Origin of the sequence: Kribbella sp. NPDC050241 (genome assembly GCF_044459685.1) — a bacterium.
GTDB lineage: Bacteria > Actinomycetota > Actinomycetes > Propionibacteriales > Kribbellaceae > Kribbella.
In genome coordinates this window covers 51,549-64,230 of record NZ_JBITJE010000003.1, presented here as the reverse complement: position 1 = coordinate 64,230, position 12,682 = coordinate 51,549, and the positions used below count along the sequence as shown (strand labels likewise).

13 protein-coding genes are annotated in these 12,682 nt (G+C 68.9%); 9 read left to right on the top strand and 4 right to left on the bottom strand.

Annotation, left to right across the window (positions count from 1 at the left end; translation table 11 throughout):
- Nucleotides 1-142 precede the first annotated feature (142 nt).
- The 6 genes from ACIBG5_RS14870 (at nt 143) to ACIBG5_RS14845 (ending at nt 4,144) form a co-directional block, all read left to right on the top strand.
- Entirely contained in the window at nt 143-1,054 is a 912-nt protein-coding gene (locus tag ACIBG5_RS14870) for an SPFH domain-containing protein (protein ID WP_396392094.1), read from the top strand.
- A 9-nt stretch (nt 1,055-1,063) separates the two neighbouring features.
- Nucleotides 1,064-1,273 carry a hypothetical protein gene (locus tag ACIBG5_RS14865; protein WP_360445135.1) on the top strand — a complete coding sequence of 70 codons (210 nt, stop codon included), beginning with the start codon at nt 1,064-1,066 and terminating at the stop codon, nt 1,271-1,273.
- Nucleotides 1,266-1,994: a GPP34 family phosphoprotein gene (locus ACIBG5_RS14860; protein WP_396392093.1), complete on the top strand. Its 729-nt coding sequence runs from the start codon at nt 1,266-1,268 to the stop codon at nt 1,992-1,994. Before ACIBG5_RS14865 ends, ACIBG5_RS14860 begins: the two co-directional genes overlap by 8 nt.
- Before the next feature lie 73 nt (nt 1,995-2,067).
- A complete protein-coding gene (locus ACIBG5_RS14855) occupies nt 2,068-2,424 on the top strand; it encodes a GntR family transcriptional regulator (RefSeq protein WP_396392092.1) in 357 nt (118 codons plus the stop codon).
- Nucleotides 2,424-3,350 (top strand): ATP-binding cassette domain-containing protein, encoded by a 927-nt coding sequence (locus ACIBG5_RS14850; protein ID WP_396392091.1) that lies wholly within the window; start codon nt 2,424-2,426, stop codon nt 3,348-3,350. Before ACIBG5_RS14855 ends, ACIBG5_RS14850 begins: the two co-directional genes overlap by 1 nt.
- Complete coding sequence (locus ACIBG5_RS14845; protein ID WP_396392090.1) at nt 3,347-4,144, top strand: hypothetical protein; 798 nt, start codon at nt 3,347-3,349, stop codon at nt 4,142-4,144. The genes ACIBG5_RS14850 and ACIBG5_RS14845 overlap by 4 nt, the downstream gene beginning before the upstream one ends.
- Nucleotides 4,145-4,632: 488 nt before the next feature.
- On the opposite strand, the gene ACIBG5_RS14840 is transcribed toward ACIBG5_RS14845, so the two are convergent.
- From ACIBG5_RS14840 to ACIBG5_RS14825, 4 genes are all read right to left on the bottom strand, one after another.
- Nucleotides 4,633-7,281 carry a glycogen debranching protein gene (locus ACIBG5_RS14840; RefSeq protein WP_396392089.1) on the bottom strand — a complete coding sequence of 883 codons (2,649 nt, stop codon included), beginning with the start codon at nt 7,279-7,281 and terminating at the stop codon, nt 4,633-4,635.
- Between the two features lie 42 nt (nt 7,282-7,323).
- Nucleotides 7,324-8,334, bottom strand: a complete 1,011-nt coding sequence (locus tag ACIBG5_RS14835; protein ID WP_396392088.1) for a LacI family DNA-binding transcriptional regulator — start codon at nt 8,332-8,334, stop codon at nt 7,324-7,326.
- A 74-nt stretch (nt 8,335-8,408) separates the two neighbouring features.
- Nucleotides 8,409-9,221 (bottom strand): LLM class flavin-dependent oxidoreductase, encoded by an 813-nt coding sequence (locus ACIBG5_RS14830; protein WP_396392087.1) that lies wholly within the window; start codon nt 9,219-9,221, stop codon nt 8,409-8,411.
- A gap of 31 nt (nt 9,222-9,252) precedes the next feature.
- A complete protein-coding gene (locus tag ACIBG5_RS14825; protein WP_396392086.1) occupies nt 9,253-9,993 on the bottom strand; it encodes an SDR family oxidoreductase in 741 nt (246 codons plus the stop codon).
- Nucleotides 9,994-10,116: 123 nt separating this feature from the next.
- Between ACIBG5_RS14825 and ACIBG5_RS14820 the strand changes: the two genes are divergently transcribed.
- Genes ACIBG5_RS14820 through ACIBG5_RS14810 form a run of 3 tightly spaced genes read left to right on the top strand, consistent with a single transcriptional unit; the run spans nt 10,117 to nt 12,652 of the window.
- Complete coding sequence (locus tag ACIBG5_RS14820; RefSeq protein ID WP_396392085.1) at nt 10,117-11,619, top strand: AlkA N-terminal domain-containing protein; 1,503 nt, start codon at nt 10,117-10,119, stop codon at nt 11,617-11,619.
- The gene (locus tag ACIBG5_RS14815; RefSeq protein ID WP_396392084.1) at nt 11,616-12,170 is read left to right on the top strand and encodes a GNAT family N-acetyltransferase; all 555 of its coding nucleotides are present in this window, start codon (nt 11,616-11,618) and stop codon (nt 12,168-12,170) included. Before ACIBG5_RS14820 ends, ACIBG5_RS14815 begins: the two co-directional genes overlap by 4 nt.
- On the top strand, nt 12,167-12,652 hold the full coding sequence (locus ACIBG5_RS14810) for a methylated-DNA--[protein]-cysteine S-methyltransferase (protein ID WP_396392083.1): 486 nt from the start codon (nt 12,167-12,169) through the stop codon (nt 12,650-12,652). Before ACIBG5_RS14815 ends, ACIBG5_RS14810 begins: the two co-directional genes overlap by 4 nt.
- Nucleotides 12,653-12,682: the final 30 nt, after the last annotated feature.

Below are 12,682 nucleotides of genomic sequence, written 5' to 3'. Positions count from 1 at the left end.
ACCGATCCGGCTCGGTCGATGGCGGGGTGTTTGCTCGGTAACCGGTAACAACCGGCTATCGGCGAAACAAGCCGCCAGCGAGCCGCCGCTTGTAAAAGTGATATCACTTTGCTACCTTTCAGCTATCCGAGAGGAGCTGGTGATGGCGGAGTTGGACGTTGCGGTGGAGATGCCGAAGCCGAAGGTGACCGAGCGGGTGGCACGCGAGGTCAACGGGTGGCCGATGGCCGGGCTGGCGTTCGTGCTGGTGGTGGGCGCAGTGGTGTTGTTCGTGATCGGCCTGAGCCAGGACCAGGGCGTGCTGATCGTGCTCTCCGTGCTGATCTTCCTGGCCGGCCTGATCGTGGCCGCCGGGCTGACGCCGGTCTCGCCGGGCCGCGCCCGGGTGCTGCAGATCCTCGGCCGGTACGCCGGGACGCTGCGCACCGACGGCCTGCGCTGGGTGAACCCGATCTCCCAGCGGCGTGAGATCTCCACCCGGATCCGCAACCACGAGACGGCCGTTGCCAAGGTCAACGATGCCGACGGCAACCCGATCGAGATCGCCGCGGTCGTGGTCTGGCAGGTCGAGGACACCGCGCAGGCGATGTTCGAGGTGGACGACTTCGTCGAGTTCGTCGCGATCCAGACCGAGACCGCCGTCCGGCACATCGCCAACAGCTACCCGTACGACGTACATCCCGACGAAGGCGGCCTGTCGTTGCGGGACAGCACCGACGAGATCACCGAGACGCTGTCGGTCGAGATCGGCGCCCGGGTGCAGGCGGCCGGGGTGCATGTGATCGAGTCGCGCATCACCCACCTCGCGTACGCGCCGGAGATCGCCCAGGCGATGCTGCGCCGCCAGCAGGCGGGCGCGGTCGTGGCGGCCCGGCAGCGGATCGTCGAGGGTGCGGTCGGCATGGTCGAGCTCGCCCTGGCCCGGCTGTCCGAGCACGAGGTGGTCGACCTGGACGAGGAGCGCAAGGCGACCATGGTCAGCAATCTGCTGGTGGTGCTGTGTGGCGACCGAGACGCCCAACCGGTCGTCAACGCCGGCTCGCTCTACCAGTGAGCGGGCGCTGTGGCCGCCGAACGCAAGAAGATCCTGCTCCGGCTGGATCCCGTGGTGCATGACGCGCTGGCCCGGTGGGCGGCCGACGACCTGCGCAGCACCAACGCTCAGATCGAGTACCTGCTCCGGCGGGCGCTGGCCGACGCCGGCCGGCTGCCGTCAGGCGTCGGCAAGATCCGCCGCCCGGGCCGTCCGGCCAAGGAGGAAGACCATGAGTAGAGCTGTGGTGACGCCGCTGCGGCGGCCCGCCCGGAGCGTCGCGACCCGGCGCCCGGCCCGTGCTCGGAAGACCGTTGCCCTCGGCAAGGCCAAAGTTCCGGATGCCTTGGCAGCAAGGCTGTTCCTGCTCGCCTACGACCCGATGAAAGGCCGCCTGACGAACACCTCGAAGCTCGGAAAGCTGCTCCGCGCGGCCGCGTTGGTCGACCTCCAGCTCGCCGGGAACCTTGCCGACGACAACGGTCGCGCCCGGCTGACGAAGGTGGCCGCGCCGGAGGATCAGGTCCTGGCGGGGATCCTCGCCGACATCGGTGGCCGCGGTCCGCGCAAGTGGAAGACCTGGGTCGACCGCCGGCAGCGCGCGATGGTCCGCGAGGTCCGCGGCGACCTGGAGCGTGCCTACCTGATCAGGGTCGCGCCGTACCGGGTCCTCGGTCTGTTCCCGGCCCATCGCATCACGCTGCGGCACCCGCTGATTCGGCGCCAGGTGCTGCAGAGTGCGACGGACACACTCCGCCCGTCCCGGCTGGTCACACGCGTGGACCTCCGTGATGCAGCCGTCGTCGTACTGGCCGCGACCGCGGACCTGCGCACGGTCGTCACCAAGGACCAGCGCCTCCGCCACAAGGATCGGCTGGCGCAGCTCGGTGTCCGGGTCGGGCCCGTCGTACCGGCGCTGAAGAAGTCTCTGCAGCAGTCGTCGTACGCCGCAGGAGGCTGACCCCATGAGGTGCTATGGTTCGTTGCTCAAGTAATGAACCGGTGGACCGAGTGAGGGCAGAGAGGGGGCCGTGGTGTTCGACGATCGGAGTCCGATCTATCTGCAGATCGCGGAGCAGATCAAGAACGACATCGTGACCGGTGCCCTCGCCGAGGACGAACAGGTCATGTCGACCAACCAGTACGCCGCGTTCTACCGGATCAACCCGGCGACTGCGGCCAAGGGCTTCGCCCAACTGGTCGACGAGGGCGTGCTCTACAAGAAGCGCGGGATCGGGATGTTCGTCAGCCCCAACGCCCGCCTGCTGCTGCGCACCGGCCGACAGGACTCGTTCTTCGCCGACGTGGTCGACCCGATGATCCGCGAGGCCAAGGCCATCGGCGTTCCGCTCAAGGACGTCGTCCAGCACATCCGCACAGTGGAAGCCTGATGACCACCAGCACTCTTGAACAGACCGCTCTCGCTGTGCGGACCGAGAACCTGTCGGTTGGGTTCGGCGGCGTGCCGGCGCTCGACCGGCTCGACCTGCGCCTCGCGCCCGGCAAGATCCACGGTCTGCTCGGCCGCAACGGTTCCGGGAAGAGCACGCTCGCCGCGACCCTGGCCGGCTTCCGGCGCCCGGACGAGGGCCGGGTGCTGGTCGAGTCAGCCGAGCTCGGTACGGCGCAGGAGCCGTACGAGAACGCGGTCGTCACCAGCCGGGTCTGCCTGATCCGCGAGTCCGGTGACCTGGTCGACGCGGCGCCGGTCAAGCACGTGCTCGGGCTCGCCTCGAGCTTGCGTCCGTACTGGAACGACGACCTGGCCGGCGAGCTGCTGGATCGGTTCGAGGTGCCGACCGGCAAGAAGGTGAGCAAGCTCTCCCGCGGTAAGAAGTCCGCCCTCGGGGTCGTGCTCGGGCTGGCCAGCCGGGCACCGCTGACGATCTTCGACGAGACCTACCTCGGCATGGACGTCCCGTCCCGCAACCTGTTCTACGACGCCCTGCTCGCCGACTACGCCGAGGTGCCGCGGACGATCGTGCTGTCGACGCATCTGGTCACCGAGGTCAGCCCGATGCTCGAGGAGGTCGTGATCCTCGACAACGGCCGCCTCGTCACCCAGTCGCCGGTGGACGCACTCCGCGGCCGTGGCGCCTCGATCGTCGGACCGGCCGCCGCGGTGGACGACTTCACCGCCGGGTTCACCGTGCTCGCGGAAGAGAGGCTCGGCGGCACCAAGTCCACCACCGTGCTCGGCGATCTCGATCCCGCCCTGCTCGCCGAGGCGACGCGGGCCGGACTGGAGGTCGGCCCGGTCGGCCTGCAGGACCTCTTCGTGCACCTCACCGCCCCGACCTCTGGAGCTCGTTCATGAGTGCGGCAGTCGACAATCGAACCGAGGCCACCCAGCGAGTTGCCGATGCCACGTCGATGCCGCGCGGTGTCACGTCGTGGTACCGGCTGCGGCAGGTCCTGCACGCGATGATGATCGGCTCGCGGCCGATGATCCTCGGATACTGGGCCATCATGCTGATCGCCTTCGCTGTAGGCGGTTTCATCGTCCAGACCGTCTCCGGTGGGACCGGGTACAGCACGTGGGACTACGGCACCCAGTCGCCGAAGTACTTCTCGATGGCGGTCGGCATCATGCTCGCTCCGGCATACCTGAAACTGATGGTCGCGCAGGGCGTCACCCGGCGGATGTTTTCCGTTGCCTCGAGCATCTTCCTGGTCGGGGCCGCGGTGGCGACCGCGCTGTTGTGGGTGCTGGTCTACCAGGTGGAACGCGTGATCTACGACTGGCAGGGGTGGGCCCAGGCGATGGAGAACCGGCACCTTTTCACCAGTACCTCGCAGGTCGGGATGATCTTCACCGAGTTCTTCCTGCTGATCGTGGCGCATGAAGCAGCCGGCTGGTTGCTCGGCATCACGTTCTACCGTCTCGGCTTCTGGCGCGGAGTACTGCTGCTGCCGCTGTCCGTGCTGCCGGCCGCGGCGACCGAGTTCCTCCTGGTCGCCGAGTGGCTGGCCGAGCCGCTGTCACGTCTCAGCTACGATCGTCCACCACTGGCCGTCGCGGTACCGGCCGTCGCGGTGGTCACAGCGCTCGGGTTGTACGCCGGTTATCTGCTGCTGCGACCGATGGCGTTGAAGCCGGCCAAAGGTTGAACGAGCGATCGATGTTATGCACAGGGGGTGTGCATAAGTCGGACGATATCTGTGGACGGTTGCCGGGTCGCTGTGGAGAACAGGCGGCAGGTGGCGAAGTGGCGCAAACTGTTGGCAGGAAGGGGTTGTGCGACCCTGGTTGACGGCGGTAGAAATGTCGACACGCCGTTTCTGCGAAGGAGCGGCGGGTCGGGCGAAAACCGGGGGCCCCTCGCAGTGGGGATCCCTACTGAGGTAGACCGGTGACGGGGTCTGCCGGTCCTACGGACTCGTTCGGGAGGCTGGAGACGTCACCTTCCTTCAGCTAATGCGGGGCCCCTCCGACTCATACTCGGAGGGGCCCCGCTTCATGTTCGCGACGCCGTCTAACGGCACTCGCAGGTGCCGAAAAACAGACGCAAGAAAGCCGGCCGGCGCACAGAACGGTTGTGCGCCGGCCGGCGATCCGGGGTCGTGCCCGCCTCGGCCACGACCCCGGAGTCAACGGGTCAGGAGAGCGTGATCGTCAGCGCCGAGGACGAGCCCCGGGCCGCTACCTGCACCTCCACTCCACGCGTCGTGGTGACGAGCTTGTACTGCGCCTCGTGGCCGTCGAGCGACACGCTCTTCACGCTCGCACCGGCCGGGAGTACGGCGCCGATGGTGAACGTTGCCCCGACACCCGTTACCTTGACATCGGTCCGCAATTGCTTGCCTGTAAGGCGTGCGGACACATCGACCGATCCGCGGCCGAGCTGGATGTTGCTGCCGGCCACCTTCTGCTGGCCCCCCGGAAGCTGCGGCACGATCGAGACCCGGCCGTGGCCGAGGTCCGGGTCCACGCCGAGCTGCTGGTGCACGACCGGCCACAGTACGCCGTACGTGCCCCACGCCTGCAGTGCCATCGAGCGGTCGTAGAACGGCCGGCCGATGTTCGCCGCCGAGTCGGGCGACGGCGCGATCTCCGGCATCGCGCCCGGCGTCTCCCAGACGTTCGGGTCGAGCTGGATGCGGGCGTTGCCGGTGGTGTAGACCTGCTGCTGGCCGGTGCCGAGACGACCGTAGTTGCCTTCCGCAACGGCCATGATCGACGTGTTCAGCGAGAAGATGCTGCGCTCGCTCTTCACCTGCGAGACGACCGGGTCACACGAGGGACCCGGGTTGCCGGCCGGATCGGACGTCGGTCCGGTACCCGTGTGGTAGAGGCCGAATTCGCCTGTGTAGCAACGCTTCTCGCGCTGGTCGAGCGCAATGGCCGCGTGCTCCGGGGAAGCCAGCGGGGACACCGGCTTTCCGGGCCGGACCAGCTCGGCCTCCATCGGAGTGACGCCGATCCAGTGCCGCTGGAAGATCGGCGTGTTGTCGTTCGCGGGGTTCGCCGGGTCGTCGACGGAGTCGGCGTACCCGAGCGCCTGCGGGACCCACCACTGGGACTCGAACCGCGACTCGAGGTCGTCGGCCCGGGTGGTGGCCCACTGCTGGACCTGGGTGTCGTGCCGGGAGGCGGCCAGGTCGGCGAGGTCGCGCAGCCCGCGAGCGAGGTACACGGTGCTGTCGAGCTTCTCGGCGCCCATCCCGCTGCGTTCGACGTTCGCGAGACCCTCGGGCCAGCCGTCGCTGTCCTTGTCGAGCTCGCGGTAGACGTACTGCAGGTTGCGGACGCTGAAGTCGTACATGTCGTCGCGGAAGCGGTCGTCGCCGGTCCACCTCCACAGCAGTGCGACGATGCTCGGGAACTTCACCGTCTCGTCGGTGTTGCCCGCGCTCTGGTTCGAACCGAAGTACACGTCGCCGGTCGGGACGACCTCGTGCGCGACCTTGCCGCTGCGGTCGTTGAGGATGTCGCTGACATCCCGCAACGCCTTGAGGTGGTCCTTCACCGTGCTGAACTGACCGGCCGCGACCGCGGCGTACGCGGTGTACTCACCGTCGGTTGCGAACAACCACGGGTAGTCCGGGAAGCCCGCACCGAACCAGCGTGCGGTGCCGACCGTGCCGACTGGTGCCGGGTAGTCCTTGCCCTCGTTGACGTCGCGGATGCGCAGGTTGCTCGCCTCCTGCACGGAGTCGGCCAGGTTCTGCTTGCTCCATTCGACGCTCTGCTGCAGCAGTGGATCACCAGGCAGTTCCACCGCTGACATGCTGTCGATCTGCTGCCGCTCGTCAGCCTTTGCCTTCAGCAACTTGTCCGGGTTGCTCAACGCCCGGCTGTACTCGCGCTGTGCCGAGGACACGCCGGTGTCGGATCCGGCCACCGCGAACCAGACGGTCTTCTCCTTGCCCGGTGCGAGTTGTACGTCGTACGTCAGCCGGCCGCCGGTGCCCTTCCCGACGAGCGAGTCGTCACACCGTGCGGGCGTCAATCCGTCGGCTGGGCAGATCACGGCCGGGTCCTGCGGGCCGCGGTGGTCCGGACCAAGTGCGTGGCCCGTCGGACGCAGGGACGATCCGACGAACGCGGCGTAGTCGTGCGCGGTCGCGTTCGGGTACGACGGCGTGCCCTGCTCGCGGAACCGCAGCGAGCCGTCGGTGTACCCGCCGGTGTCCGGCAGGTTGGCATCGGCCGCACCCGGGGCCGTCCAGCCCCACGGGTAGGACTGCATGAGCTCGGAGTGCGCGTCCACATCGAGCTTGACGGTCTTCGCCGTACCGGACTTGAAGGTGAGTCCGACCAGCGTGGCGCGGATGCCGTCGGGTACGAAGTCGGTCCGGTGGACGCTCACGTCACCGGAGTAGTCGATCCGGCTGTAGCCGTGGCCGCTGGTGTACTTCGCGGCGGCCACGTCCTTGCCGAGCCAGGCGCCGTCGAGGCCGAACCACAGCCCGTCGAGCATCTTGATCGGCTGGGTCCAGAAGCCACCCATCTCACCGCGGATGTGCCAGCCGGTGGCGGGGTAGAGACCGGTCTCGTCGCCCATCGCGTAGGCGCGATCACCGACGACAAGCGACCGACGATCCGCCAGCCGGGTCGATTCGGACAGCTCCGACGGTACGACGCTCTGCGGCGAGCCGCCGGTGCTGAGAGGTGCTGAGCCGGCGGTCGCGGATGCTGAGCCGGCGAGGACAGTTGCAGCGGCCAGCAGGGCGACGCCGACGGTACGGCGTCTGACCCGGCGTGGTGGGGCGGTGCTGCGTCGGACGGTCGGGCGGGGAGTCATGGCGGTTCCTCCTTCTCGCGGCGCGGTTGGGTGCGCACCGCATCAGCCAGGGGCTGAGCTGCCCCTGATCACCAGTTCGGGGTGCAGTAAGCGTTCGGTCGACGCGTCCGGCGGGCCGTCCGGGTCGGTGAGGATGGAGATCAGTTCGGCGGCGATGTCGTCCATCGGTTGCCGCAGGCTGGTCAGGCCGGGGGAGACCACGTCGGCCAGTGGGGAGTCGTCGAAGCCGGTGACGGCAACGTCGACGCCCGGGGTGAGGCCGCGGCGGCCGAGTTCGCGCAGCGCGCCGAGGGCGAGAATGTCGCTCAAGGCAACGATTCCGTCGAGGAACGGGTCCGCGTCGAGCAGCTCGGCGGTAGCCCGGGCGCCTTCGGCGATGCCGTCCTCGCGGCAGCGGACGGCCAGATCCGAGGTGGGCAGACCGAGCTCCTTGCAGGCCGTGCGCCAGCCGCCGAGCCGGTCTTCGGCCAGCCCGGACGACTTCGGCCAGCTGAGGAAGGCGATCCGGCGGCGCCCGGCCTCGTGCAGGTGCCGGACCGCCATCGCGGAGCCGGCCGCGCCGTCGACGTCGACCCACGGACCGGGTTGCGTGGTCTCCTTCCAGACCCGGCCGAAGGAGATGAACGGGATCTTCTGTTCCTTCAGCCAGCCGTGCCGCGGATCGTGGGTCTCGGTCTGCGACAGGACGAACCCGTCCACGAGCCGGCGCGCGTGCAGGTCGTCGTACACGGGCATGCCGTCGACGCCGGGTGGGGCGGTGAACAGCAGGATGTGGCGGCCGGTGCGCTCGGCCGCGGCGCAGAGTGCGTGCAGGAACTGGTCCATCACGAGATGGGTCTGGTTCGGCCAGTTGGGGACGCAATAGCCGATCAGCTCGACCGCGCTCGTGCGTAGACTGCGGGCGTTACGGTTGGGCCGGTAGTTGAGCAGTTCGATCGACCGGTTGACCCGCTCGAGGGTGTCCGGCCGCAGCCGGTGCGGGGCGTTCAACGCGTTCGACACGGTCTGCACGGAGACCTCCGCGTGCGCAGCGACCTGCTTCAACGTAGCCACGAAGACCTCCCACCGAGGCTTTGAACGTTAAAAACACCGGCAGTCTCCCTCCGGTCCCCGTCCGTGTCAACGGCTCAGAGTGCCGGTGGACGCTGCGTGACGATCGCCAGCGTTTCGGCCGCTGGGAGTGGCGGGATCCAGCGGCCCCACCAGGTCGCGCCGGCTGCCGCGAAGGCCTCGGGATCTCCACCGCTGACCTTGAGGTCGAACCCGTCGGTCGTCCCGCGCTCGGCCCCGACTTCCGCGAGCAGACCGCGGACGTCGTCGGGCATGATCTGCTGCGGCGCGTCCGTGCTGCCCTTGTACGCACAGCTCCCGTCCCACCGTCTGATCCGCCGGCGGACGGCGGGCACCAGCAGGTTTCCTCCGACCCAGATCGGGATGCGCGGCGCCTGCACCGGCCGTGCGGTGAGCTGCACGTCATCGAGCCGGTAGTGTTTGCCGGCAAAGGTGACCGGCTCGCCGCTCCACAGCCGGTCGATCACTGTGAGGCCTTCGTCCAGCATCTCCGCGAGCTGCTTCGGCTGGGTGGGTTCACCGACGCGGCCCAGGAACGGATCGCCGGGATCGCCGATCCCCACCCCCAGCACGAACCGCCCTCCGGACAGGTGATCCAGCGCCACTGCCTCGGCCGCGACCTTCCAGGGCCGCCGCCGAGGCAGTGGTGTGACCGTCGTACCGATCGTGATCCGTGATGTCGCCGTCGCCATCGCCGCCAGACAGATCCACGGGTCGTAGGTCGGCTCGGTCGCGTCGCCCTGGTAGACGAGGTAGTCCTCCAGGAACAACGCGTCCCAGCCGGAGTCCTCCACGGCGCGCGCGAGGTCCGCGAGACCGCGTGGATCCCGTCCGTGCCCGACCGCCCCGACCGTCACCGAGAATCGCATGCCCGTGACGGTAGTCGGGGGCACCGACAAGTCAGGCCGCGTAACCGCCGTCGATGGTCAGCTCCGCGCCGCTGAGGTACGCCGCGTGCGGGCCGGCCAGGTAGGTGATGGCCGCCGCGACCTCGGCCGTGGTGCCGAACCTCTCGAGCGCCACGAAAGCCGCCTGTGGCTCGGCGAACGGGCCGTCCGCCGGGTTCATGTCCGTGTCGATCGGCCCGGGCTGAACGACGTTCGACGTGATGCCACGCGGACCGAGCTCGCGGGCGAGGCCCTTGCTCAGACCGACCAGCGCTGCCTTGCTCATCCCGTAGAGCGTCATCCCGGGGAGGGCGGTCCGGGCCGCGACGCAGCTGCCCAGGTGGATCACCCGTCCACCGTCGGACAGTCGCGGTACGGCGGCCTGCGTGGCGGCGTACACCCCACGGACGTTGACCGCGAGCACATGGTCGACGTCGGTCAGGGTGAGGTCGGTGATCGGACCGACCGCCCCGACCCCCGCGTTGTTGACCAGGATGTCCAGGCCACCGAGTTGGTCCGCGGCCCGCTGCACACCGTCGGCCACGGCCACCGCGTCCGCGGCGTCGACCTCGAACGCGAACCCCCGCCGCCCGAGGTCTTCGATCTTCTTCACCACCTCGGCCGCGGCATCCGCGGAGCGGTGGTACGTCACCGCGACATCCGCTCCACTCGCTGCCAAGGCGATCGCGGTCGCCGCGCCGATCCCGCGGCTTCCGCCCGTCACCAATGCCTTCTTGCCAACCAGTTCGTTCATGTCCTCAAGTCCAGCCGGTGATCCGGGGCGGAGCTGGCGGAAATCCGACCCGAGATCCCGGCGTCGTTTTTCCGCGATACCTCGATGGCGCAAATTCGCTAGCGACTGTCGGTGCGGCCAGGGATGCTGGAGGACGTGTACGAGTGCAGGGAGCGATGTGTCCGCGCGGTCCAGTCCAAGGACGCCCGGTTCGACGGCTGGTTCTTCACCGCGGTGCTGACCACCAAGATCTACTGCCGGCCGAGTTGCCCGGTGGTGCCGCCCAAGGTCGAGAACATGCGGTTCTACCCGAGTGCGGCGGCCGCCCAGCAGGCCGGGTTCCGGGCCTGCAAGCGGTGCCGACCGGACGCGAGCCCGGGTTCACCGGAGTGGAACGACCGGGCCGACCTGGTCGCCCGCGCGATGCGGCTGATCGCAGACGGTGTAGTTGACCGCGACGGCGTACCGGGCCTGGCCACTCACCTCGGCTACAGCGTCCGTCAGGTCCAGCGTCAGTTGCACGCCGAGCTCGGCGCCGGTCCTCTCGCGCTGGCTCGTGCCCAGCGTGCGCAGACCGCGCGGCTGCTGATCGAGACCAGCGAGTTGCAGATGGCCGATGTCGCGTTCGCGGCCGGGTTCTCCAGTGTGCGGACGTTCAACGAGACCGTGCAGGAGGTGTTCGCGCTCTCACCGACCGAGCTGCGTCGCCGGGCCCGGCGCGGTACGGCGACCGTTGCCCCAGGCACCATCTCGCTGCGGCTCCCGTTCCGGGCGCCGCTGACCCCGGACAACCTGTTCGGTCATCTGATCGCGACCGGCGTACCCGGCGTCGAGGAGTGGCGCGACGGTCACTATCGCCGCACGCTCAGACTTCCGCACGGGCATGGCGTGGTAGCGCTGAAGCCGATGCCTGATCACATCGCCTGCCAACTCTCGCTGACCGACCAGCGCGACCTGGCGATCGCGATCAGTCGCTGCCGCCGGATGCTCGACCTCGACGCCGACCCGATCGCGGTCGACGACCTGCTCGAGACCGATCCCGTGCTCGCGCCGCTGATCGCGAAGGCGCCGGGACGCCGGGTTCCGCACACCGTCGACGGCGAGGAGTTCGCCGTACGGGCGGTGCTCGGGCAGCAGGTGTCGACGGCGGCCGCGCGGACCCACGCGCATCGGTTGGTGGTGCGGCACGGCGATCCGATCGAGGATGCGGGCGGCGGGCTGACGCATCTGTTCCCGACGATGCAGGCGCTGGCTGGGCTCGATCCCGAATCGCTCGCCTTCCCGAAGTCTCGCCGTACGACGCTCATGACGCTGATCGGCACGCTGGCGGCGGGTGAGATCGATCTCGGTGCCGGCGCCGACTGGGACAAGGCGCGCGAGCAACTGACCGCGCTGCCCGGGATCGGTCCGTGGACGGTGGAGTCGATCGCGATGCGGGCGCTCGGTGACCCGGATGCCTTTGTGGCCAGCGATCTGGGCATCCGGTACGCCGCCCGTGACCTAGGGTTGCCCGAGGCCCCCAAACTCCTGATCGATCATGCGCGTGCGTGGCGGCCGTGGCGTGCCTACGCGGTGCAGTACCTGTGGGCCACTGGTGACCACGCGATCAACAAGATCCCGGAACCGACCTCGACGGAGAGAGCATGACCGAGCTGACCACCGACCGCCTGCTGCTGCGCCAGTGGCGTGACAGCGACCGCGAGCCGTTCGCGGTGCTGAACGCGGACCCGGCGGTGATGGAGCACTTCCCGGCGCCGCAGACGCGTGAGCAGAGCGACGCGCTGATCGACCGGAACCGCCCCGAGATCGACGGACGCGGCTGGGGCCTGTGGGCGCTGGAGGTCCGCGAGACCGGCGAGTTCATCGGGTTCACCGGGCTGTCGGTGCCGAGTTTCGAGGCGCACTTCATGCCGGCCGTCGAGATCGGCTGGCGGCTCGCCAAGGGGGCCTGGGGCAACGGTTATGCCAGCGAGGCGGCCCGGGCGGCGCTGGCCCACGGCTTCGGCCCGGCCGGTCTGGACGAGATCGTCTCGTTCACCGCGACCCCCAACGTGAAGTCGCAGCGGGTGATGCAGCGGATCGGCATGACGCACGACGAGGCGGGCGACTTCGACCACGTCCGTCTGCCCGCCGGGCATCGACTGCAGCGGCATGTGCTCTACCGGATCAACCGCGCCCAGTGGGAGGCGTCGCAGTGACGTACGCCGTGGTGGACAGCCCGCTCGGCCCGCTCACTGCGGTGGAGAGCGACGCCGGCGAGCTGGCCGGCCTCTACATGGCCGAACACCGGCATCGCCCGCCGATGGAGACCTTCGGCAAGCGCGACGATTCGGTGCTGCCCGCGGTCGCCGAGCAACTCACGGAGTACTTCGAGCACGGGCGGACGACGTTCGACGTACCACTGCAGCTGGCCGGGACGCCGTTCCAGCAGCGGGTCTGGACAGCGCTCCAGGACATCCCTTACGGCGAGACCACGACGTACGGTGAACTCGCGGCGATCCTCGGACTCGTGCCGGGCGCGTCTCGGGCGGTCGGGCTCGCGAACGGGAAGAACCCGATCAGCATCATCGTCCCGTGCCACCGCGTGGTCGGCTCGACGGGCAGCCTGACCGGGTACGGCGGGGGCCTCGAACGCAAGCAGGCGCTGCTCGACCACGAGCGAGGCGACGTACTCTTCTGAGATAAGTGCTCAATCGGTGAGCACTTATCG